General features: G+C 61.2%; 18 protein-coding genes, 1 tRNA gene and 2 pseudogenes. 10 read left to right on the top strand and 11 right to left on the bottom strand.

Annotation, left to right across the window (positions count from 1 at the left end; genetic code table 11):
- From AB4Z53_RS33180 to AB4Z53_RS33160, 5 genes and pseudogenes are all read right to left on the bottom strand, one after another.
- Positions 1–164: pseudogene (locus tag AB4Z53_RS33180) on the bottom strand (electron transfer flavoprotein subunit beta/FixA family protein); the annotation flags it as partial.
- A gap of 291 nt (positions 165–455) precedes the next feature.
- Positions 456–1,247: a rhomboid family intramembrane serine protease gene (locus AB4Z53_RS33175; RefSeq protein WP_441599579.1), complete on the bottom strand. Its 792-nt coding sequence runs from the start codon at positions 1,245–1,247 to the stop codon at positions 456–458.
- Between the two features lie 75 nt (positions 1,248–1,322).
- Positions 1,323–1,901, bottom strand: coding sequence for a cob(I)yrinic acid a,c-diamide adenosyltransferase (locus AB4Z53_RS33170; RefSeq protein WP_441599577.1), 579 nt, complete (start codon positions 1,899–1,901; stop codon positions 1,323–1,325).
- A 69-nt stretch (positions 1,902–1,970) separates the two neighbouring features.
- Positions 1,971–2,174 carry a twin transmembrane helix small protein gene (locus AB4Z53_RS33165; RefSeq protein ID WP_113541334.1) on the bottom strand — a complete coding sequence of 68 codons (204 nt, stop codon included), beginning with the start codon at positions 2,172–2,174 and terminating at the stop codon, positions 1,971–1,973.
- Positions 2,175–2,198: 24 nt separating this feature from the next.
- Positions 2,199–3,032 carry an SDR family oxidoreductase gene (locus AB4Z53_RS33160; RefSeq protein WP_441599575.1) on the bottom strand — a complete coding sequence of 278 codons (834 nt, stop codon included), beginning with the start codon at positions 3,030–3,032 and terminating at the stop codon, positions 2,199–2,201.
- 177 nt (positions 3,033–3,209) lie between these two features.
- Between AB4Z53_RS33160 and AB4Z53_RS33155 the strand changes: the two genes are divergently transcribed.
- Positions 3,210–4,118 (top strand): YihY/virulence factor BrkB family protein, encoded by a 909-nt coding sequence (locus AB4Z53_RS33155; RefSeq protein ID WP_223725375.1) that lies wholly within the window; start codon positions 3,210–3,212, stop codon positions 4,116–4,118.
- Here the strand turns inward: AB4Z53_RS33155 and gluQRS are convergent.
- Positions 4,107–5,024: a tRNA glutamyl-Q(34) synthetase GluQRS gene (gene gluQRS, locus AB4Z53_RS33150; RefSeq protein ID WP_441599573.1), complete on the bottom strand. Its 918-nt coding sequence runs from the start codon at positions 5,022–5,024 to the stop codon at positions 4,107–4,109. The genes AB4Z53_RS33155 and gluQRS overlap by 12 nt on opposite strands.
- An 18-nt stretch (positions 5,025–5,042) precedes the next feature.
- Between gluQRS and AB4Z53_RS33145 the strand changes: the two genes are divergently transcribed.
- The gene (locus tag AB4Z53_RS33145) at positions 5,043–5,690 is read left to right on the top strand and encodes a DNA-3-methyladenine glycosylase family protein (RefSeq protein WP_113541337.1); all 648 of its coding nucleotides are present in this window, start codon (positions 5,043–5,045) and stop codon (positions 5,688–5,690) included.
- Positions 5,691–5,797: 107 nt separating this feature from the next.
- The gene (locus AB4Z53_RS33140; protein WP_043623031.1) at positions 5,798–6,355 is read left to right on the top strand and encodes an HNH endonuclease; all 558 of its coding nucleotides are present in this window, start codon (positions 5,798–5,800) and stop codon (positions 6,353–6,355) included.
- 122 nt (positions 6,356–6,477) lie between these two features.
- Here AB4Z53_RS33140 and AB4Z53_RS33135 read toward each other — a convergent pair whose 3' ends face one another.
- Positions 6,478–6,990 carry a disulfide bond formation protein B gene (locus AB4Z53_RS33135; protein WP_113541338.1) on the bottom strand — a complete coding sequence of 171 codons (513 nt, stop codon included), beginning with the start codon at positions 6,988–6,990 and terminating at the stop codon, positions 6,478–6,480.
- A gap of 211 nt (positions 6,991–7,201) precedes the next feature.
- Here AB4Z53_RS33135 and AB4Z53_RS33130 point away from each other — a divergent pair.
- Positions 7,202–7,286, top strand: a tRNA-Leu gene (locus tag AB4Z53_RS33130).
- Between the two features lie 234 nt (positions 7,287–7,520).
- Here the strand turns inward: AB4Z53_RS33130 and AB4Z53_RS33125 are convergent.
- On the bottom strand, positions 7,521–7,655 hold the full coding sequence (locus tag AB4Z53_RS33125) for a hypothetical protein (protein WP_441599570.1): 135 nt from the start codon (positions 7,653–7,655) through the stop codon (positions 7,521–7,523).
- A 142-nt stretch (positions 7,656–7,797) separates the two neighbouring features.
- Here AB4Z53_RS33125 and AB4Z53_RS33120 point away from each other — a divergent pair.
- The 3 genes and pseudogenes from AB4Z53_RS33120 to AB4Z53_RS33110 form a co-directional block, all read left to right on the top strand.
- Positions 7,798–7,890: pseudogene (locus tag AB4Z53_RS33120) on the top strand (IS5/IS1182 family transposase); the annotation flags it as partial.
- 1,540 nt (positions 7,891–9,430) lie between these two features.
- Positions 9,431–9,577, top strand: coding sequence for a hypothetical protein (locus tag AB4Z53_RS33115; RefSeq protein ID WP_162768975.1), 147 nt, complete (start codon positions 9,431–9,433; stop codon positions 9,575–9,577).
- Positions 9,578–10,399: 822 nt separating this feature from the next.
- A complete protein-coding gene (locus AB4Z53_RS33110; protein WP_441599568.1) occupies positions 10,400–12,061 on the top strand; it encodes an AMP-binding protein in 1,662 nt (553 codons plus the stop codon).
- Between the two features lie 83 nt (positions 12,062–12,144).
- On the opposite strand, the gene AB4Z53_RS33105 is transcribed toward AB4Z53_RS33110, so the two are convergent.
- Positions 12,145–13,419, bottom strand: coding sequence for a GNAT family N-acetyltransferase (locus AB4Z53_RS33105; protein ID WP_441599566.1), 1,275 nt, complete (start codon positions 13,417–13,419; stop codon positions 12,145–12,147).
- On the bottom strand, positions 13,416–14,807 hold the full coding sequence (locus AB4Z53_RS33100) for a lipopolysaccharide biosynthesis protein (RefSeq protein WP_441599581.1): 1,392 nt from the start codon (positions 14,805–14,807) through the stop codon (positions 13,416–13,418). The genes AB4Z53_RS33105 and AB4Z53_RS33100 overlap by 4 nt, the downstream gene beginning before the upstream one ends.
- 127 nt (positions 14,808–14,934) lie before the next feature.
- On the opposite strand from AB4Z53_RS33100, the gene AB4Z53_RS33095 reads away from it, so the two are divergent.
- Positions 14,935–15,168 carry a hypothetical protein gene (locus AB4Z53_RS33095; RefSeq protein WP_113541344.1) on the top strand — a complete coding sequence of 78 codons (234 nt, stop codon included), beginning with the start codon at positions 14,935–14,937 and terminating at the stop codon, positions 15,166–15,168.
- Positions 15,169–15,265: 97 nt separating this feature from the next.
- Here the strand turns inward: AB4Z53_RS33095 and secA are convergent, their stop codons facing one another.
- Positions 15,266–17,980 (bottom strand): preprotein translocase subunit SecA, encoded by a 2,715-nt coding sequence (gene secA / locus AB4Z53_RS33090; protein WP_291154027.1) that lies wholly within the window; start codon positions 17,978–17,980, stop codon positions 15,266–15,268.
- Positions 17,981–18,222: 242 nt separating this feature from the next.
- On the opposite strand from secA, the gene AB4Z53_RS33085 reads away from it, so the two are divergent.
- Together AB4Z53_RS33085 and argJ are read left to right on the top strand one after the other, a co-directional pair.
- On the top strand, positions 18,223–19,089 hold the full coding sequence (locus AB4Z53_RS33085) for a peptidylprolyl isomerase (RefSeq protein ID WP_113541371.1): 867 nt from the start codon (positions 18,223–18,225) through the stop codon (positions 19,087–19,089).
- 219 nt (positions 19,090–19,308) lie between these two features.
- A complete protein-coding gene (gene argJ, locus AB4Z53_RS33080; RefSeq protein ID WP_113541346.1) occupies positions 19,309–20,550 on the top strand; it encodes a bifunctional glutamate N-acetyltransferase/amino-acid acetyltransferase ArgJ in 1,242 nt (413 codons plus the stop codon).
- Positions 20,551–20,562 lie beyond the last annotated feature (12 nt).

Here is a 20,562-nt window from a genome sequence, read left to right as displayed (position 1 = left end):
GCCTTGCCGGCTTCCTTCAGCCGCAGCGCCTCTTCGACCGAGATTTCGTCGAACGGGTTCATCGACATCTTCACGTTCGCAAGCTCGACGCCCGAACCGTCTGCCTTCACGCGGATCTTGACGTTGTAGTCAACCACCCGCTTCACCGTCACAAGTATTTTCATGGATTCTTTCCTCCAAGAGCTTTCGCAGGAAAATGCGCCTTAACGGAGCCGCCTGATTGTCGGTTGGCGACATCGATACGCGTTTTTTCTCCAATTACAATCGCTGTGCATGGCGCTAAATCGATATAATCCCGAGAATTGGAATTACGTTTACGTACACGTAAGATCGGGGGATGGCAAGCAGCGCGAGAGGTCATTCTGCTTCAGGTCGTCAAGGTCCAGCTGATGGCACGCAAGTCCTTGAAAAATAGCCTGATCCGCGTCGATACCGCGCGAAAGTCAGGGGCTCGCTCAGGTCTGGCGGCCCCAGGGCATCGGCGGTTTTGTCGCATCCGCAAGCGGTTGATGGCCCGCCGTGACCGGTTCCGCCTGGTGCCGGACGGCGCGCGGCGAGACGATGGTACGGTCGAAAAGCGGCACGTCGCGGCGTCGCAAAATGACCACCAGCACGAGACCGGCCACGATGCCGCCGACATGGGCGCTCCAGGAAACGCCGCTGCCGGGATCGACGACCAGCATGAAGAATTGCTGGCCGATCCAGAAGGCCAGTGGAATGGCAGCGGGTAGGGGCAAGGGGATGCGGAAGAACACCAGAACCCAGACGCGTACCTTCGGATGCAGGAGGAAGTAGGCTGCAACGACGCCGGAGATCGCCCCGGAGGCGCCGATCAGCGGTGCTTCGGAGGCCGGGTCGAGAAGCCCGTGCGCAAGCGCGCCTGCGGCGGCGCAAAGCAGATAGAAGACGAGGTAGCGGAAATGCCCGAGCGCGTCTTCGACATTGTCGCCGAACACCCACAGAAACAGCATGTTCATCGCCAGATGCATGAAGTCGCCATGCAGGAAAGAATAGGTGACGAAGGTGAAGCCGTCGGGGACGATAATCAAAGACGGATCAAGCTGGGCATAGTCGAAGATGAGTGCCGGGATGTAGCCGAAGCCGAGGATCGTGGCGTTGGCGAATTCTTCCGAGGCGATCGGTCCGGTGATCAGCCAGACGACGATGTTGATGACGATCAGGCTGATCGTGACATATTGAACCTTGATGTACTTCAGGGTGTTCGTATCGTGAAGCGGTATGAACATGCGGTCTCCCGAAGCGCAAATTGCGGCACGTTCTTCCCGCCGAATCTGGATCGGGCAACGACGCTGAAGCCGACGTTATCTGTTTTTTCCGGGAATCCAAAGGACGTCGGCTTGACCTTTGTCATTTGCCCAGCGCGCCGCGACAAACAGGAAATCGGAGAGGCGGTTGATGTAGGCGATCGCTTCGGTGCTGACGATCTCGCCTTCGACATTGGCGAGCGCTACCGTCTGCCGCTCGGCCCGGCGCGCCACGGTGCGCGCAACATGCAACGCGGCAGAAGCGGCGCTGCCGGCTGGAAGCACGAAGGAACGCAAGGGTTCAAGCTCGGCGTTCAGCCGGTCGATTTCGTTTTCGAGCCAGGTCACCTGTGCCGCCACGATGCGAAGCGGTTCGTATTGCGGCGGTTCGCCCGTGTCAGGTGTCGCGAGATCCGCGCCGAGATCGAAGAGATCGTTCTGGATCCGCATCAGCGCGTCATCGAGTGCCCGGATGTCGGCCGTATGCTGCCGTGCCAGGCCGACGAAGGCGTTGGTTTCGTCCACTGCGCCATAGGCATCGACCCGGAGGTCGCTCTTGAGGCGGCGCGGACCGGCAACAAGCCCGGTGGTGCCGTTGTCACCCGTCCGGGTGTAGATCTTGTTGAGCTTCACCATCTGTCGTCACGGTCCTCTGGAGCAATTCCAGGAAAGGTGTAGAACGGCTTTCCGTCCGGAATTGCGCCATTAGGTCGGGCGACCGCCGCCGGTGAGCCACAGCGTCACCATGATGAGGACGATCGCGATCGCCTGCAGCAGCACGCGTGCCTGCATCAGCTTGTTGGAGGTATTGCCGCTGCCACCCTTAGCCATATTCACGAGGCCGCGGATCAGGACGATCACGACCAAGCCCATGACGAACAGGGTCAGGCCGGTAAAGAAGCTGGACATCGTACTCTTCCTTGCAATTCTACTTCAGCCAAGTCGGCCGATGATGCGATAAAACAATGCAGCCGGCAGGAGCTTCTTCAGAAGCGCGCCCTGCCTGGCGGGCCTTGTTACAATATAGTGCGGTTTCGGTTTCTTTGCTGTCAGCGCGTGCTTCAAAACCGCATAAACCGCATCCGGGCCGAGCTTGCCGGGGGCGGGTTTGCTTTCGCCTTTGAGGCGACGCATCTGTCGCTCGTATTCGACGCGGTGCACCGAATTCTTGAGATCGATGAAGCGCTCGATATAGGCGACTGCATTGGTCGTGAACTTGGAGGCGATCGGTCCCGGTTCGATGAGGCTCACCTCGATGCCACTGCCGGCAAGTTCCATCTTGAGGGTGAGCGACAGCCCCTCGATCGCAAACTTGGAGGCGTTGTAGGCGCCGCGCCAGCGATAGGGAACGATGCCGAGGATGGAGGAACACTGCACGATGCGGCCGCTGCCGCGCGCCCGCATGGACGGGATCACCCGCCGTGTCAGATCGTGCCAGCCGATGACGTTGGTCTCCAGTTGAAGCCTGAGCGCCTCGGTCGGCAGATCTTCGACCGCGCCCGCCTGACCGTAGGCGCCGTTGTTGAACAGCGCGTCGATGCGCCCGCCGGAAAGCGCCAGCACCGTATCGGCCAGGGCGGCGATGGTTTCCGGCTTGGTATAGTCCATCAGGAAGGTCTCGATGCCTTCAGCCTCAAGGGGTTGACGGTCCTCTTCCCGGCGCACGGTGGCAAAGACCCGCCAGCCGTCGGCATGGAGCGCGCGCGCGCAATAGGCGCCGATTCCAGACGAACATCCTGTGACAATGATTGTGGGGCGATCAGTCATCCGATCGATTCCTGTAGAAATCCTGCCTCCGTTTCCCATATTCATCGGCGGGATACAATTGAATTGCGCAAGCCGGAACCCGCCAGCGTTGTCGCCGTTGGGATCGTGCGTAGCCAAGGAAACGGCACCGGCGGCGCGGGAATGCGCGGTCTTTGGGCCCTGTAGGATTGGAATGGAATGCCAGCGTTCATACGCATCACCTGGAAAGTCATTTTCGATGCGCTCTGGCATTTCAGCCTCGACGACGGTTGGGCGATGGCAAGCCATGTGGCTCTGTCGTCGCTGCTCGCGGTCTTTCCCTTCCTGATCTTCGGTACGGCGCTCGGCAGCTTTCTCGGTGCAGACCAGTTCGCCGAAACGGCGGTGCACCTGATTTTCGACGCCTGGCCCGAATCGATTGCCAAGCCCGTGGCCGACGAGATCGTGCGGGTGCTGACGATCCCGCGCGGTGGGCTTTTGACCGTTTCGGTGCTTGCGGCTGCCTATTTCGCCTCCAACGGTGTGGAGGCGCTGCGCGTCTCGCTCAACCGCGCCTATCGCGTCAGCGAGAGCCGCTACTGGTATGTGACCCGGCTCGCGAGCCTTGGCTTCGTGCTCGCCGGCGTGTTGATCCTGGCGGCGCTCAGCATCCTGCTGGTCGCGGTGCCGCTGGCCGTGCGCTATGCCGGACAGTGGCTTCCCTGGCTTGGCGGGGTGCTGGCGACCGTCGACAACTGGAGCCTGCCGCTCGCCCTGGTCGTCCTGACCAGTGGATTGCTGGTGTCTCATCTCTGGTTGCCCGATGGCCACCGCAAGGTGATCGACGTTCTCCCCGGGATCGTGCTGACGCTGGTCTGCTGGACGATCGGCGCCTACGCTTTCGCCTCCTATCTCGCGACCTTCGCCACCTATGTCTCGACCTATGCGGGCCTGGCGTCGATCATGATCGTGCTCGTGTTTCTCTACATGATCGCGGCAATCTTCATCATCGGCGCCGAGATCAACGCCGCGATCCTGAAATACCGGGTCAAGCGCATGGTGCGGCGGAGCTTTCAGTTTCGCAACGGCAGCGAGGCTGTTCGCGACGAGCAGGATCTAGACGATTAGAGCCCGGACTTCCTGCGGTGTGCGACCGGCGGCACGGAAGGCCGCAATGCCGGTGTCCTGGTTGCTCTTGGAGAGCTTGCGGCCGTCCGGTCCAAGGATCAGTCGGTGATGATGGTAAAGCGGCTCCGGCAAGTCGAGAAGCCGCTGCAGCAGCCGGTGGACGGAAGTGGCGTGGTAGAGGTCGCGGCCGCGCACGACTTGAGTGACACCCTGCAGCGCGTCATCAACGACGACGGACAGATGGTAGCTCGACGGCGCATCGGAGCGCGAAAGGATGACGTCGCCCCAGGCGGCCGGGTCGGCCACGATGGTGCCGGTTTCGCCCGTTGGCCCGGCGCCGTTCTCGTTCCAGGTGAGAGGGGCGCTGCCGAAAAGGCTGATAGCCTTCTGCATGTCGAGCCGCCAGGCATAGGCTTTGCCGCCATCGAGCAAGGCCGTTCGCTCGCTGATCGAATAGGTGCGCTCGCGGCCGGGATAGAGCGGGCTGCCATCCGGATCGCGTGGCCAGGTTCGGCCGTCGGCTTCGGCTTGCGCGACGGCCGCCTTGATCTCGCCGCGGGTCATGACGGAAGGGTAGACCACGCCGAGCCGGTGCAACCGTTCAAGGGCTGAGGCGTAGGCGTCGAGGTGTGCCGACTGGCGGCGCACGGGGCGCTCCCAGTCAAGGCCCAGCCAGGCGAGATCCTCGTAGATCGCAGCCTCGAATTCGGGGCGGCAGCGGGTCTGGTCGATGTCCTCGATGCGCAGCAGGAAGCGGCCGTTTTCGGCCTTCGCCATGTCGTGGTTCAGCACCGCGGAGAGCGCGTGGCCAAGGTGAAGCAGGCCATTCGGGCTGGGGGCAAAACGGAAAACGGGTGGCGTTTCTGGCATCCTTTCCCTTTGCCATGGAAGGGGTATAAAAATCATCCGCTTTGTGGAGGCGTCATGCGGATCATCCGGACACATGAGGATATCGAAGCCGGGCTTTCCGGACTGGTAATGTTGGATGCGCGCCTGGAGCATGTTGTCGCAAAGGCAGGCCCGGTGCCGCTGCGCCGAACCGATCCGGGCTATCGCGGCCTTGCCAGCATCATCGTCTCGCAAATGGTCTCGAAGGCAAGCGCTGCCGCGATCTGGCGGCGGATGGAGGAGAGGCTTGGCGAAGTCACGGCATCAGGCGTGATTTCGCTCACTGATGAGGATTGCCGGACAATCGGCCTCTCGCGCGCCAAGGCGGACGCGTTGCGCCGTGTCGCCGACGTGGTGGTGGGCGGCGAGATCGATCTCGATGCGATCTGCGATGCCGAAGCGCCCGAGGCGATCCGGGATCTGACGGCGATCAAGGGCGTGGGACGCTGGACGGCCGAGGTCTACCTGCTGTTCTGCGCAGGCCACCCGGATGTCTTCCCCTCAGGGGACGTGGCGCTACAGAACGCAATCGGCCACGGGTTGGGCCTCGAACTGCGCCCGACCGCACGCGAAATTGATTCGCTTGCCGCCTCCTGGTCGCCCTGGCGCAGCGTCGCCGCGCGGCTGTTCTGGGCCTATTATGCGCAGGAAATGCGCCGAGATGCTGTTCCTGTGACACCTTGAAGGAAAAAGCGAATCCAGCGCATGCATTTTTGTTTCCGGCTTCACAATCCTGTTGCAACGGGCCTAATATAGAAGGTGCAGATGCCGAATCGATCAGGAGAATACGCTTGACGATTGCAGTCTCACCTCAGGCCTTACCAGCGCTCGTCTTGAACGCTGACTATCGGCCGCTTAGTTACTACCCCTTGTCGCTTTGGTCCTGGCAGGACGCGATCAAGGCCGTCTTCCTTGACCGCGTAAACATCCTTGCCGAGTACGAACATTCGGTGTCGTCTCCGAGTTTCTCGATGCGACTGCCGAGCGTTGTTTGCCTCAAGAGCTACGTGCAGCCCTCGCGCCATCCGGCCTTCACCCGGTTCAACGTGTTCCTGCGCGATAAATTCGAATGCCAGTATTGCGGTTCACCCGACGATCTCACCTTCGATCACGTGGTGCCCCGCGCTCACGGCGGCCAGACGACCTGGGACAATGTCGTCGCAGCCTGCTCCCCCTGCAATCTGCGCAAGGGCAGCAAACTGCCGAAGCAAGCCGGCATGTTCCCGCACCAGCGGCCCTACCAGCCGACGGTTCAGGATTTGCACAACAACGGCCGGCTCTTCCCGCCGAACCATCTGCATGAAAGCTGGATGGACTATCTCTACTGGGACGTCGAACTGCAGCCCTGAGCCTGTGTTCGTGCCTTCCTGCCGGATCAAGCCCCAGAGCGGGATCGGGACAGGTGCGTGCGTGCCTCAGCCCGCATGCGGTGGTCTTTCTGTTGGAGACGCCGGCCGTTCGAGGCGCGATATCACTGCGCCTTTGCAGCACCGCGCAGGGCGATTGCTGCCAGGATGAGGCTGGCGATCACGTTCCATCCGGCAAAGGACAGGCCCAGCACCCGCAAGGCGGCTTCCGTGCAGGACGGACCGTGCTTGGAGTCGAGATCGCCGAGGAGGTCGCCGACATTGGAGGAGACACCCTGCGCCGTGGTGGCACAGGTGGAGGGGCCTTCCCAGAAGTGCCATTCCGCACCCGAGTGATAGACGCCAACGCCCGCACCGACGAGCATGAGGATGCCGACGGCCAGGAGCAGGATGCGCGTCGTCCACGCCGGCAGTTTCAGCGCGCTGGTGATGACAGCCAGAATGCCGAGCGGAATGCCATAGTAGTAGGGATCGCGCTGCAGCAGGCAGAGCGCGCAGGGGATGTAACCGCCGATGTGCTCGAAACCGAGCGCCCCGCCGACGGTCGCTGCCATGCCGAGTGTGACGACAATGGCGATCAGCAGATGCTGGCGGGATTGGGTGGCGGCGTCGATCATCTATACCTCGCGGGCGGCAGATCGGAACCGACACCTGCCGCAGTGCAAACTGGATGGCGCTTCTTAGGCAGGATCGCGCGCCCTGTAAATCGTGGCAACCGCGACAGCTCCGCACGCTTTCGTGATTGTCATCGGGGCATCGTGAAAATGATGGTTGACCGCGGCGAAAACCTTCGTGTAAATCCGAGCCGCTGATATCGCACTTCCCTGAGCCCCATTGGCGGAATTGGTAGACGCGCTCGACTCAAAATCGAGTTCCGAAAGGAGTGCTGGTTCGACCCCGGCATGGGGCACCAAGTACATCAATAAGTCTTTGTTTTTGCTGTTATTTTTTGTTAAATTTGCCCACCTCGGGCTGCGCGAGAAGGGCTGATAGCTCAGTCCACCACCTTCAAGTCGATTTCCTGGCGGCTGCGCTCTCGCTCCAACTCTGCCTCGCGGTTCTTGAAATCCTGTTCGTGAGCCAGGAGACGGTCGCGGTGAGCGGCTGTCATTCCCGGCCAGTTGCATCGAGCACCGCATCGTAGCAGTTACAAGCAGCGGCCGTCGTCATCACGTCGAAATTGGGTCAGCCCGAAAGGTTTTTCTGCCGCCAGCTGTTTGCGGCGCGCTTTCTTGGTGTAGGTCGTCGTCTGGTTCTTCGTGGTCCAGCCGAAAATTGCCATCAGCTCTTCGTCCGTGGCGCCGTTCTCGGCGGCGATGGTGGCGCCGGCTTTCCGCAGACCGTGAGTGAAGTTGCGTCAGCTAGGGTCAGGAGCCATTGATCGGATGCACCAATGTGATTCAGGCTCCGCAAGGAGGCTGATCATGCGTGACCTTTACTGGCTGACAGACGAACAGATGGCGCGGCTTGCACCGTATTTTCCCAAGAGCCACGGCAAGCCTCGGGTTGACGACCGCCTGCCGGAGATGATGCGTTCCAGCACATCGGCAAGCCAGACTGTGGGGTCAACAACCTGACGCGTCGTGGCCTTGCCATGCCTACCAACCAGTGGCACTCTCGTCACACCGGCATGGGTGTAAGCGCAATTCTTCGTATCGGCAACGCGAGGTACATGCGATGTGGATCCTGATGTACGTATACTCCTATTCAGTCAATCCCGCAGCTACGAACGACCGCGCGGAATGGAGGATTGTCCCAACCGTGGTGTTTCAAGAGTTTACGAGCGAAGAGCGCTGCATGGTGGCCAAAACGAGACTAGAAACCACCTTGAAGGAGGCCGGAACCAAGCTAAAAAGTGGCTTGGAGGGGTTAAAGCGCTCAGGTGTGGTAGGTCCCGAGCACATCATCATTGCCTATAACGTGGAATGCCTTCCGAAGTAGCACTGGAACGACGAAGCGCTCCGAAGCGCGTTCTGTCGTCTCGTGCCGGTTCATGGGAGCCCAGTCTCTTTTGCATCCCACGCCGTCATCACATGGTATCCATCGTTTTCAGAGCGATGCTGCAGGGCTCCGTTTCGATTTTTGTTGCGCAATTGGCTGACACGTAGCACTCTTTGTGGCTGGGAAAAGGACCGACGGCGCTGACATCGATCAAGCAAGTGGAAGTGCGTGTCGAGTTGTCGCTGGAACTAACGGTTGGTGATTGTGGCCGTTGAATGCGAACGTCCAAAAATGGGGCGTCCTAACCGAAGTGCACCAAGCCGGTTTTTTTAGGGTAGGGGTTCAGCGTCCTTCCCGCAAATGTGCCATGAACCTCGTGCTGCCCGCCCGTTTACCCGCGTAGCAAAGACACCATCGAACATAGCGTGGTTGTGCTGTCGTAGCGCTCGTTTGCCGGTCGAAATGCACCTTGTTTGTTCCCACAACCAACATTTTCGGCATATCGCAATCATCCTTTTCCGGTGAAAGCAGTATCTCATAGAGGTAGGCCAATATGACTACTAAGTTTGACCGGTCAGCGGTCCTGCTCGCAACCGACCAGAGCGGCACCCTCCAAAGAATATTTGATCGCATTTGCTTCGAAGCGAGCATTCCACGCCATGGTGATCGCGCCTCACGCTTAGCTAGATTCTTGATGGATGAATTCAAGGTGGGCAACAAGGACGAATGGGCGTTGACCGAATGCGGCCGCTGGTTCTGTAGGCCGGCGACCCCCATCCGACCTCCATCTAAAAGCCGCCTGGTTCTTTATTACGATTTCCAGAGTTGGATCACCTAGTACCGGCGCACACCCGGTGCGTGGAGCTAATAACTGACAAGCGACGCAGTGAGACATAAGCGAAAAAAACAGAATCAAATTGCCCACCGCGTCTGTGTCCCGCGCGATGGTAAGTCTTTGATTCTTGGCAATTACCACGCTCCGGCATGGGGCACCACTGGCTTCGTGCAGCATTGTTGTTGCTGTATTTTTTCCATTTTATGTCCGTGCGATCGCGACGTCGGCCCGCGAAAGCCACATCATCGATGGAGCGACAATTCAGGAATGTCGACGCCATCATGGACGACGGCCGCCGACAGTCGCTGATCCGCTACTACATGGAAAAATACGAATGTGGTCGTGAGGACGCCATGCGCCGAACGGTCGAGGAGCGCCAACGCGACACTAACCGGTGGTGCGGGATCAAGAGAAGCAGCCTGGCGTGAACGCCTCGATCATGGCGATCTCTTGTGGCGTTAGAAGCTTCCCAACCATCCAGGCGCCGCTTATCAGCACCAAATAGATACACGGTTCCTGCGTATCACCGACCCTGTTGATCGGGCGATCCGGATAGCGCCGTCGAGCAGCTTCGAGATCTTCCATCACGAATGGATGGCGAGCCGCAGGCAACAAAAAAGGCCGGGATGAACCCGACCCCCCTTCCGTGATCTCCTCCCGCCGCTGCCAGTACATCCGTGGTCAGCAGGCGAGAGGGACCGTATGCCTTCAATATAGGCGTGATTGAAATTTAATCAATTCGGAAATCAAAGGGTGAGGCCTTCGAGGGTGACGACACCCAATTAGGCTATTGAAATGATTACATCTTTCCAGATCCGACACTGATAAGCTGCGGGTATGCGTGGCTTGTTACTCTTCATTATTGTTGCACAGTGCCTGTTGGCTGTGGATTGGATCGCAACCGAGGGCGAGTACACCCGCGTTGCTTGGAGCGGCGTACGAGAAGAAGCCGACTTCGCTCGTTATCAGGTGGGATATTGGGTCAACGCTATCGGTCTGTAGCGCTGGACACCTTTCCGAAAAGCCTAATTGCCCCGCGCAAAAGAACTGTGCCAGGAACAGGCTAAATCATTGTTTAATTGTGATTTCTTTGTTCCGACATGGGGCACCACCACATCACCCGAATTCTCCATACCGACCGAAGTTTCCGTCTAGGACGCGACTTGGCCGGCGCTTGCCGCGTCGGTCATTGAATTGGCTCGCTCGAAAGTGTTAGGTGCGCTGCAGCAGAAAACTGTCATGGCAGCGTCATGTTACCGAGAATCGAGACCTACGACGAACTCTACCGTGCCTTCCGCTGGCAGATCCCGGAGCGGTTCAACATCGGCGTCGCCGTCAGCGACGTCTGGGCTGTGCGGGAGCCGGAGCGCGTCTGTCTTCAGCATTTCGATCCCAATGGCCTGCATCAGGCGTTGACCTATGGCGAATTCGCCCGGCAATCCTCCGCCTTTGCGCAAGGGATTGCGAAGCAGGGCATTGCGCCAGGCGAGCGCGTCGCAATCCTCCTGCCGCAGGGCTTTGAAGCGGCGATCGCCCATGCGGGGATCTACAAGCTTGGCGCCATCGCCTTGCCGCTTGCGCTGCTCTTCGGCGTCGAGGCGCTCGAATACCGGCTGCGTGACGCCGGTGTGTCGGCCATTGTTACCAATGGTTTCGGTTTCGAACGTATTGCCGCGATCCGTGACCGGTTGCCGGAACTGCGCCTCGTCGTGCTGGCGGACGATCAGCCGCAGCCGGGGACGATCGCCTTCTCGTCGCTCGCTTCCGGGGATCCTGAGGGCTTCGTGCCGGCGGATACGGGGCCGGACGATCCGGCATTGATGATCTACACTTCGGGCACGACCGGGCCGCCCAAGGGCGCGCTGCACGGGCATCGGGTGCTGCTCGGCCATCTGCCGGGTTTCGAGTTCCATCATCACTTCCTGCCGCAGCCGGGCGATCGCATGTGGACGCCGGCCGACTGGGCCTGGGCAGGAGGGTTGCTCAACGCGCTCCTGCCGTCGCTGTTGCATGGCGTGCCGGTCGTGTCTTCGCCGGCGCAGAAGTTCGATCCGCATACGGCGTTTCGTATTCTGGAAGAGATGGATGTGCGCAATGCCTTCATTCCGCCGACGGCACTTCGGCTGATGAAGGCGGTCGAGAAACCGCGCGAGCGCTACCGCCTCAATCTCCGGACCATCGGTTCGGCCGGTGAGTCCCTGGGGCGCGAAACCTATGAATGGGTAAAGGCGGCGCTCGGTCTCGAGGTCAGCGAATTCTACGGCCAGACCGAGTGCAACATCGTCATCTCGTCAGCTGCCGCTCTTGGCGTCGTCAAGCCGGGATCGATGGGCAAGGCAGCCCCCGGTCACCGGGTGGCGATCATCGACGCCGAAGGCCGCGAATTGCCGCACGGCAGCGTCGGCCAGGTCGCAGTCAGGCGGCCGGATCCTGTGATGTTCCTGGGATACTGGGGCAACGAGGCGGCGACGGAGAAGAAGTTTATCGGCGACTGGATGACGACCGGCGATCAGGGCGTGATCGACGAGGAGGGCTATTTCACCTTCTTCGGCCGCGACGACGACGTCATCACCTCGTCAGGCTACCGCATCGGCCCAGGCGAGATCGAGGATTGCCTTGCCGGTCACCCGGACGTGCAACTTGCCGCCGCCGTCGGCAAGCCGGATCCGGTTCGCACCGAGATCGTCAAGGCCTATGTCGTGTTGAGACCCGGTGTGGATGGTGACGAGCGTGTCGCGACGTCCATTCGCGAGTGGGTGAAGACCCGACTTTCGATGCACGAATATCCGCGCGAGATCGCCTTCGTCGACAGCCTGCCTCTGACAACCTCCGGCAAGGTTATCAGGCGGTTCCTGCGTGATCGCGCCGCGGCGGAGGCGCGCGGGGCGATCGAGGTTTCCGAAGCGTCGTAGGACCGTGGTCGCCGCGCGGCAGATTCCAATGAGTTAGAGCAGGATGCGGGTGGAAAACCGCGCAGAGTTTTCCTCATCCCGCCCTAGCGTCCGGCGAGCGCCTTGATCTTGTCGCGCAGGATCCGCGCCATGTTGCGGGTGTTGCGGTAGAGGTGGAGCTGGGCTGCGACCTGGCGCACTTCGCGGTCGCGGGTCTGCTGCAGGCCGATCACCAGCGTGCCCATTTCCTCGCGCTCCTGCCAGAACCGGCTCATGATCGGATGATCCGGCACGGCACAGGAATCGGAGCGGGCGATGTTGGCATCGTCGAGATGCCATTCCGTCAGTTCAGCCAGCAGCAGCTTGCCCGGAGAGAACTTGGCATAGCGCTCGTCATAGGCGGTCTTCCAGGTGTAGGCCTCGCCCGACATCAGGAACACGACCATGGATGCGATCGCGCGGCCATCGAGGTCGAGCGTGTGGATGCGCACGCTGTCGCCGTCGGCAAGGTTGGTGATCGCCTCGCGGGCAAAGGCCGCACGGAAGCGGTCGAGCACCATGGCGCTGCGGCTCTTGCCCTTCCAGCCTGATGCTTCGAGCGCCAGGAACTCCTCCATGCGCAGGCGGATTTCGCCCGGTTGGCGGGCGACCGAATAGTTCAGCACGCCGTGCTTTTCGAGATTGTTCCACTGCCGCCGCAGTTCGCGGAAATGCGCCGGGCTGATGGCGTTGCGCAGATAGGTCGGCCCGTCGAGCAAGCTTTCGAGCATCGGGCGGCTGAAAGTGTCGGTGACTGTCAGCGGCAGGTTGCGGCCGATGGCGACGGCACGCGTCAGGCGGGCCACCTTGCCATTGAGGCGCATGTCGGGAAGAACGAGCACGGACGGCAGGCCGGTCGAGGGCGCGGTGAAGGCTTCAAACAGATTGTCGATGGTCTCGGCGGCATCCTCGGCATCGACCAGCGGTACGCCGAGCGGGCCGAAGGGGTTCGACCATGCGCGAATGATCGGCGCGCCGATCGAGAACCCAGGCTTTTCGATCGAGAACGGCATCAGGAAGCGCAGTCGGCTGCGGCGCTCGTCATTGTCGCGCATGATCGCGAGCCGGATCACCCGTTCTTCGAGGCGCGGCATCGCCGGGGCAAGGAAGCGGCCGGTGAAGAAGACGTTCGGTTCCAATGCCCGGTTCGACAGGAAGTCGAGCTCGCGCTGCAATTCGTAGCCGGCTTTGGCCGGGTAGATGGCGAGATGGCGTCCAGGGCGGCCGACCTCAATCAGATGCTCCGCGGTCGGGCCCGCATCACCCGGTTGTGCGAGCCCGCCAAGGACCCGGGCGGCGCGACTGTTAGCGTCGCTCGGAAGATTGGTATTGCCGATCATGGATGGACAGCCCCGTTGTTTTCATTGCCAGCCCGCACGCGCGCAAAGGCGAAGAGCGCGAAGCCGAAGGTACGCCGGACGGCGATATGCAGCAACATCGCCTCGACAAACATTGCACCTGCGGTTGCAAGCGCAGCGCCGGTCAGTCCGAGGAGAGGGATGAGGCTCAGGTTGAGTGCGATATTGGCCACCAGCGCGCCGGCGTAGAGGATCACACAGAGCGTCTGCTGGCCTGCCATCGTCAGCAGCGTTTCCGCCGGGCCGACGAAGGCCTTGGCGAGAATGCCGCCAAAGAGGATCATCATCAAGGGCATGCCGGTGACGAAGGCAGGGCCGAAGAGGGAGAGCAGGAACGGACCCGCAAGCAGGACCAGCGCACCAACGAGAAGCGACGGCCAGAAGGCCCAACGGGCGCTTTCGATCGCGATCGCGGCGAGCTGGCGGCGATCCCGGGCCATGGCGTTCGAGACGCGCGGGCCGGCCGCTGCCTTGACGGCGAACATGACGAAGTGCACGAGCGCCATGGTCTTGGCGGCCGCGAAATAGATCGCGACGTCATCGGGATCGAGATAGAGGCCGACGATCACTACGTCGGAATTGGTGAGCAGGAAGCCGAAACCATCGACCAGGAAGATGGGGATCGAGACCTTGAGCCAGCGGCCAAGCTCGATGCGCCGGGGACCTTCCACGTAACGCGAGCGGAGCCGATAGGTGAGCACCAGGAACTGCGAGACGGTGGTGACATAGGCGGCGGCCATGGCAGCAACCATGGCGGTTTGCGCCGTATGCGCCGCGCCTGCGGAAACCGCGAGCACCATGAAGACGAGCACCAGCAGTGGGCGGATGATGAAGGTGGGGCTCATGGCGGAAAGCGCCCACCCGTGGGCCCGGGATGTTCCGTCCATGACATCGCCAAGCGAGATCATCGGCAGGGTGAAGAGGCCGAGATAAAGCGGGAAGAGGTAGTAGGTTTCGACATGGGCGCCGAAGAGCCAGAGGCCGAGCAGGCCGACGACGGCGACCGTGGTGGCGGAGGTGAGGGCGAAGACCCGCACCGTCGTCGTTACGCCGCGGATCTCGTCGAGTGCTGCAGCCGCCTGATACTCCGGCAGGAAGCGGATGACGACAGAATGGAAACCGACGCAGGAGAGGCTTCCAAACAGGATCACCAGCACCCAGACGAAGACGAAGATGCCGTATTCGAATTCGCCCATCATTCGCGCCAGGATGATCTGCGAGACGAAGGCGATGGCGGCGCTGAAAATGCGAACGGTGAAGGCAACGAGCGCCATCCGGCGCGCCGTGTTCTTCATGTCGGCGCCGGTCAGGATCGCGACCATTGCGCCGAGCACCGCGGACAGGCGGTGTCTCAGCGCCAACGGCAGCATTCGTCCGGCCGTTTGACATACCGCCATGAACACGAGAACACCCTGAGATTACGCAATACAGGGTTTCAGTACTGCCAGAACAGCGTTAACAAACGGTTCAGCGCGGTTGTATTTGATGGGGCCAGACATGCCGATTGAGGACAGCGAACGGCAACGAATGATGCGGGCAAAATCGATCGGTCCGCGCATGATCGGCTATCTCGAAGAGATCGGCATCGAGCGACTGGATGAACTGAAAACGGCCGAGGCAGAAGACCTCGCCTTTCGCATCAACGCCACCCTCGGCCGTCGCCACATCAATCGCACAGGCATTCACGCGCTCGAAAACCTGATCGCCTACGCCAAGTCGTTCGATTGCTAGAAAGCAAGGAGCGGGAAACGAAAATGCCGCCCGAAGGCGGCATTTCCTTAGGAACTGGGCCGCGGGCGCCAACAGCGCCCGCTTTACCTTGCCTGGATTATGCTTCGTAGATGCCGTGGCAGTGCTTGTACTTCTTGCCGGAACCGCACGGGCAGAGCTCGTTGCGCGAGACCTTGCCCCAGCTTGCCGGATCGTTCGCGTCGCGCTGTACGGGGGCGGCGGCAAGAAGCGTTCCGGCGCTGTCGCCGAAATCGTCTTCGCCCGTCAACGGATCGATATGGTGGCCGTGCATGACCGGCGGTGCCGGCTGCGGCGCTTCGGCCGCTTCGCGGACCAGCTCGACGCGCATGAGTTGTGCAGTCACAGCCTGGCGCAGGTTGCCGAGCAGAGCCTGGAAGAGCTCGAAGGCCTCGGATTTGTATTCCTGCAGCGGGTCACGCTGCGCGTAGCCGCGGAAACCGATGACCGAGCGCAGGTGGTCGAGGTTGACGATATGCTCGCGCCAGAGATGGTCGAGCGTCTGCAGCACCACCGATCGTTCGACATATTGCATGATCTCGGGGCCGAAACGCTCGGCGCGATCTGCGGCTTCCTTTTCGGCAGCGGCGGTCACGCGCTCAAGAATATCAGCCTCGTCGATGCCTTCCTCGGCCGCCCATTCGACGATCGGCAGGTCGAGATTGAGGTACTGCTGCACGTCGGCCTTCAGACCCTCTACGTCCCACTGCTCGGCGTAGGCGCGCTCGGGGATGCGCTTGCCGACCATGTCCTCGATGACCTCGGTGCGCATGTCGGTCACGGTCTCGGTGACGCTTTCGGCATCCATCAGCTCGATGCGCTGCTCGAAGATCACCTTGCGCTGATCGTTGAGAACGTCGTCATACTTCAGGAGGTTCTTGCGGATGTCGAAGTTGCGCGCTTCGACCTTCTTCTGCGCGCGCTCAAGCGCCTTGTTGATCCAGGGATGGACGATCGCTTCGCCTTCCTTCAGACCCAGCTTCTGTAGCATGCTGTCCATGCGGTCTGAGCCGAAGATGCGCATCAGGTCGTCCTGAAGCGACAGGTAGAACTTGGAGCGGCCCGGGTCGCCCTGACGGCCGGAGCGGCCGCGAAGCTGGTTGTCGATGCGGCGGCTTTCGTGACGCTCGGTCGCGAGAACGTAAAGGCCGCCCGCGGCAAGTGCCTGCTCTTTCAGCTTCTGCACTTCAGTGCGGATCGCCTCGACGCGCTGTTCGCGCTCCGGGCCCGGCTCGACTTCGGCAAGCTCCTGCTGGATGCGCATGTCGATGTTGCCGCCGAGCTGGATGTCGGTGCCGCGGCCGGCCATGTTGGTGGCGATCGTCACTGCGCCCGGTACGCCGGCCTGGGCGACGATGAAGGCTTCCTGCTCGTGGTAGCGCGCGTTCAGCACCTGGAAGTTGCTGAAGCCGGACTTCTTGAGGAGATCGGCAAGCTGTTCGGACTTTTCGATCGACGTCGTGCCGACCAGCATCGGCTGGCCGCGTTCGTGCGCCGACTTGATCTCGTCGATGATGGCCTTGAGCTTTTCGCCCTGGGTACGGTAGACCTCGTCGTCCTCGTCGATACGCTTGATCGGCAGGTTGGTCGGCACTTCGATCACTTCAAGGCCGTAGATGTTGCCGAATTCTTCCGCTTCGGTCGCTGCCGTACCGGTCATGCCGCCAAGCTTGGAGTACATGCGGAAATAGTTCTGGAAGGTGATCGAGGCGAGGGTCTGGTTCTCGGGCTGGATCTGCACCTTTTCCTTGGCTTCGAGCGCCTGGTGCTGGCCTTCGGAGTAACGCCGTCCCGGCATCATGCGGCCGGTGAACTCGTCGATGATGACGATTTCGTCGTTGCGGACGATGTAGTCCTTGTCGCGGGTGAAGAGCTTGTGGGCCTTGAGCGCGTTGTTGACGTGGTGGACGATCGCGACGTTCTCGATGTCGTAGAGCGATTCACCCTTCAACAGGCCCGCCTGGCGCAGAAGGTTTTCGAGCTTCTCCGTGCCTTCTTCCGAGAAGTTGGCCGAGCGCTGCTTCTCGTCGATTTCGTAGTCCTCGGGCGACAGCAGCGGGATGAACTCGTTGATCGTGTTGTAGAGATCGGAACGGTCGTCGAGCGGACCGGAGATGATCAGCGGCGTGCGTGCTTCGTCGACGAGGATCGAGTCCACTTCGTCGACGATGGCGAAGAAGTGACCGCGCTGGACCATCTGGCCGCGCTCGTACTTCATGTTGTCGCGCAGATAGTCGAAGCCGAGTTCGTTGTTGGTCGCATAGGTGATATCGCAGGCGTAGGCGTCGCGGCGCTGCTCATCGGTCAGGCCGTGGACGATGACCCCGGTCCTCATGCCAAGGAAGCTGTAGACGCGGCCCATGGTGGCGGCGTCGCGCTGGGCGAGGTAATCGTTGACGGTAACGACATGCACGCCCTTGCTGGCAAGCGCGTTCAGATAAACCGGAAGCGTCGCGACGAGGGTCTTACCTTCACCGGTCTTCATTTCCGCGATCGCGCGTTCATGCAGGATCATGCCGCCGATGAGCTGGACGTCGAACGGACGCAGGCCGAGGACACGGCGCGCGGCCTCGCGGGCAACGGCAAAGGCCGGAACCAGGAGGTCGTCGAGCGTCTGGCCCTCGTCCAACTGCTTACGGAATTCCACCGTCTTGGCAGTGAGCGCCTCATCCGACAAAGCCTTCATTTCGGCTTCAAGAGCGTTGATGGCGTCCACCCGAGCCTTGTAGCCGCGGACGCGACGATCGTTGGCGGAACCAAACAACTTGCGGGCTAGGCCGCCGAGACTGACCATACGAATGGTCCTTTCTTTTTTGTTGCCCTAGGTCTCATGGCCGCGCCGCGAAAACCGCGCAATGCCGTGAAACGCCCGGAAACTGTTCTGGACGCGAGGTTGCGTGACAGATAAGAGGGGGGTCGAATTATGTCAACGCAATTGCACTGCCGGACGGCTACAGAACCGCCACATTCTGGTGGTGTGCAGCCGCTACAAGCTGCAGGCAATTGCGCCGAAGGCTAATGTGAAAGGTAATGAGCATGTCCAAGTTGAAAACCCTGGCCGCTGCGGCACTGGTTGCGGCCATGGCCGTTCATGGTGCCGCGCGGGCGGAAGACGCCGATCCGGTGATCGCCAAGGTTGGCGGCGAGGACGTGCGCCAGTCCGAACTCACGCTGGCGCTCGGTGGTCTCGACCCGCAGCTTCAGCAGATGCCGGAGGAACAGAAGCGTGCTGCGGCTCTCTCGGCGATCATCGACGTCAAGCTCCTGTCGAAGACGGCCGAAAAGGAAGGCCTGCAGGATGATGCGACCTTCAAGCAGCGTGTTGCCTACCTCACCGAGCGCGAACTGCACAACGCCTACTTCAAGAAGCACGTGGTCGACGCAATCACCAAGGAAGAGGTGAAGGCGCGCTACGACAAGGAGATCGCAGCGATCCCGCCGCAGGAAGAAGTGAAGGCGCGCCATATTCTGGTGAAGACCGAGGACGAAGCCAAGGAAATCATCAAGGAACTCGACGCCGGCAAGAGCTTCGTCGAGCTGGCCAAGGCGAAGTCTTCCGATCCGAACAAGGACGACGGCGGCGATCTCGGCTACTTCACCAAGGGCCGCATGGTGCCGGAATTCGAGACGGCTGCCTTCGCTCTCGAAAAAGGCACCTACACCAAGACCCCGGTCAAGACGCAGTTCGGCTTCCACGTGATCCTGGTCGAAGACAAGCGCCCGCAGGCTCCGCCGCCGCTCGAGCAGGTCGAGCCGCAGGTCCGCCAGCTTCTCATGCGTGACAAGTACGTCGAGTTGCTTGCCGCCGCCAAGAAGGACGCTGGCGTCGAGATTTCCGATCCCGCTCTGAAGAAGGCCTATGACGAGGCCAACAAGGCGCAGGAAGCTCAGCAAGCCAAGTAGTTTTGATTGGCAGGTGCGGCCGCCGGCCGTACCTGCCGTCACCGCTTTTTGTCGATGCCCGGCGGTGAAAACCGTTCGGGCATTTGTCGCAAGATGGATCTGGAGCAGTTTCGGTTGTAAACCGCCCCAGATCTTTGTTCTTACGCATTTCCTGACGGAAAACCGCTACGCACTTTTCCTGGAAATGCTCTGGCTCCAACCCGTCACAGCAGGTTTCCCATGTCCGGCTCCGTTTCTCCGCTTGCTCCGAAAACCTTCGCCGAAATGCCTTCCGTGCGCGGTGTCCGCATGGCAACCGCTGCCGCAGGCATCAAGTACAAGAACCGCACCGACGTGTTGATGATGGTGTTCGACAAGCCAGCAGCCGTTGCCGGTGTTTTCACTCGCTCCAAGTGCCCTTCGGCTCCGGTTGATTTCTGCCGGCAGAACCTCGCCGGCGGTGTCGCGCGCGCCGTTGTCGTCAACTCCGGCAACGCCAATGCCTTCACCGGCAAGAAGGGACGCGAAGCGACCGCTTTGACGGCAAAATCGGCGGCAAAGGCGGCCGGTTGTGCCGAGGGCGAAGTGTTCCTCGCTTCGACCGGCGTCATCGGCGAGCCGCTCGATGCGACCAAGTTTGCCGGCGTGCTCGACGATCTGGCCGCAGCCGGCAAGGAAGATTTCTGGTTCGAAGCCGCCAAGGCGATCATGACGACGGATACCTATCCGAAGGTCGCCACCCGCACGGCCGAGATCGGTGGCGTCAAGGTTACGATCAACGGTATCGCCAAGGGCGCCGGCATGATCGCGCCCGACATGGCGACGATGCTCTCCTTCGTGGTCACCGACGCCGACATCGCCCCGGCCGCGCTGCAGGCGCTGCTTTCGGCCGGTGTCGGTCCGACGTTCAACTCGGTCACGGTCGATAGCGATACCTCGACCTCCGACACGCTGATGCTCTTTGCAACGGGTGCAGCGGCAGCCGACGGACAGGCGACGATTTCCGATGCGGCCGATACGCGCCTCGATGGCTTCCGCCTGGCCCTCAACGATCTGCTGCGCGATCTGGCTCTCCAGGTGGTGCGCGATGGAGAAGGTGCGCGCAAGATGGTCGAAGTCACCGTCGAAGGCGCCGAAAACGACGCGGCAGCCAAGCGCATTGCACTCTCGATTGCCAATTCGCCGCTGGTGAAGACGGCGGTTGCCGGCGAAGACGCCAACTGGGGCCGTGTCGTCATGGCCGTCGGCAAGTCCGGCGAGATGGCCGAACGCGACCGCCTGGCGATCTGGTTCGGTGACGTGCGCGTAGCCGTCGACGGCGAGCGTGACGCGACCTATTCGGAAGCGGCAGCCACTGCCGTCATGAAGGCCGAGGACATCACGATCCGCGTCGAAATCGGCCTCGGTTCCGGTCGCGCCACGGTCTATACCTGCGACCTGACGAAGGAATATGTCGAAATCAACGGCGACTACCGCAGCTGAGGCTCCGGTCGG

The organism is Ensifer sp. 2TAB8, from assembly GCF_052115125.1.
GTDB lineage: Bacteria > Pseudomonadota > Alphaproteobacteria > Rhizobiales > Rhizobiaceae > Ensifer.
This window is presented reverse-complemented; position numbering and strand designations above follow the sequence as displayed.

Bases quoted from the DNA above. Each gene is read 5' to 3' on its own strand.
- AB4Z53_RS33175 (WP_441599579.1), bottom strand. From the start codon at position 1,247: ATGTTCATACCGCTTCACGATACGAACACCCTGAAGTACATCAAGGTT.
- AB4Z53_RS33170 (WP_441599577.1), bottom strand. From the start codon at position 1,901: ATGGTGAAGCTCAACAAGATCTACACCCGGACGGGTGACAACGGCACC.
- AB4Z53_RS33165 (WP_113541334.1), bottom strand. From the start codon at position 2,174: ATGTCCAGCTTCTTTACCGGCCTGACCCTGTTCGTCATGGGCTTGGTC.
- AB4Z53_RS33160 (WP_441599575.1), bottom strand. From the start codon at position 3,032: ATGACTGATCGCCCCACAATCATTGTCACAGGATGTTCGTCTGGAATC.
- AB4Z53_RS33155 (WP_223725375.1), top strand. From the start codon at position 3,210: ATGCCAGCGTTCATACGCATCACCTGGAAAGTCATTTTCGATGCGCTC.
- gluQRS (WP_441599573.1), bottom strand. From the start codon at position 5,024: ATGATTTTTATACCCCTTCCATGGCAAAGGGAAAGGATGCCAGAAACG.
- AB4Z53_RS33145 (WP_113541337.1), top strand. From the start codon at position 5,043: ATGCGGATCATCCGGACACATGAGGATATCGAAGCCGGGCTTTCCGGA.
- AB4Z53_RS33135 (WP_113541338.1), bottom strand. From the start codon at position 6,990: ATGATCGACGCCGCCACCCAATCCCGCCAGCATCTGCTGATCGCCATT.
- AB4Z53_RS33125 (WP_441599570.1), bottom strand. From the start codon at position 7,655: ATGGCAATTTTCGGCTGGACCACGAAGAACCAGACGACGACCTACACC.
- AB4Z53_RS33115 (WP_162768975.1), top strand. From the start codon at position 9,431: ATGGACGACGGCCGCCGACAGTCGCTGATCCGCTACTACATGGAAAAA.
- AB4Z53_RS33110 (WP_441599568.1), top strand. From the start codon at position 10,400: ATGTTACCGAGAATCGAGACCTACGACGAACTCTACCGTGCCTTCCGC.
- AB4Z53_RS33105 (WP_441599566.1), bottom strand. From the start codon at position 13,419: ATGATCGGCAATACCAATCTTCCGAGCGACGCTAACAGTCGCGCCGCC.
- AB4Z53_RS33100 (WP_441599581.1), bottom strand. From the start codon at position 14,807: ATGCTGCCGTTGGCGCTGAGACACCGCCTGTCCGCGGTGCTCGGCGCA.
- AB4Z53_RS33095 (WP_113541344.1), top strand. From the start codon at position 14,935: ATGCCGATTGAGGACAGCGAACGGCAACGAATGATGCGGGCAAAATCG.
- secA (WP_291154027.1), bottom strand. From the start codon at position 17,980: ATGGTCAGTCTCGGCGGCCTAGCCCGCAAGTTGTTTGGTTCCGCCAAC.
- AB4Z53_RS33085 (WP_113541371.1), top strand. From the start codon at position 18,223: ATGTCCAAGTTGAAAACCCTGGCCGCTGCGGCACTGGTTGCGGCCATG.
- argJ (WP_113541346.1), top strand. From the start codon at position 19,309: ATGTCCGGCTCCGTTTCTCCGCTTGCTCCGAAAACCTTCGCCGAAATG.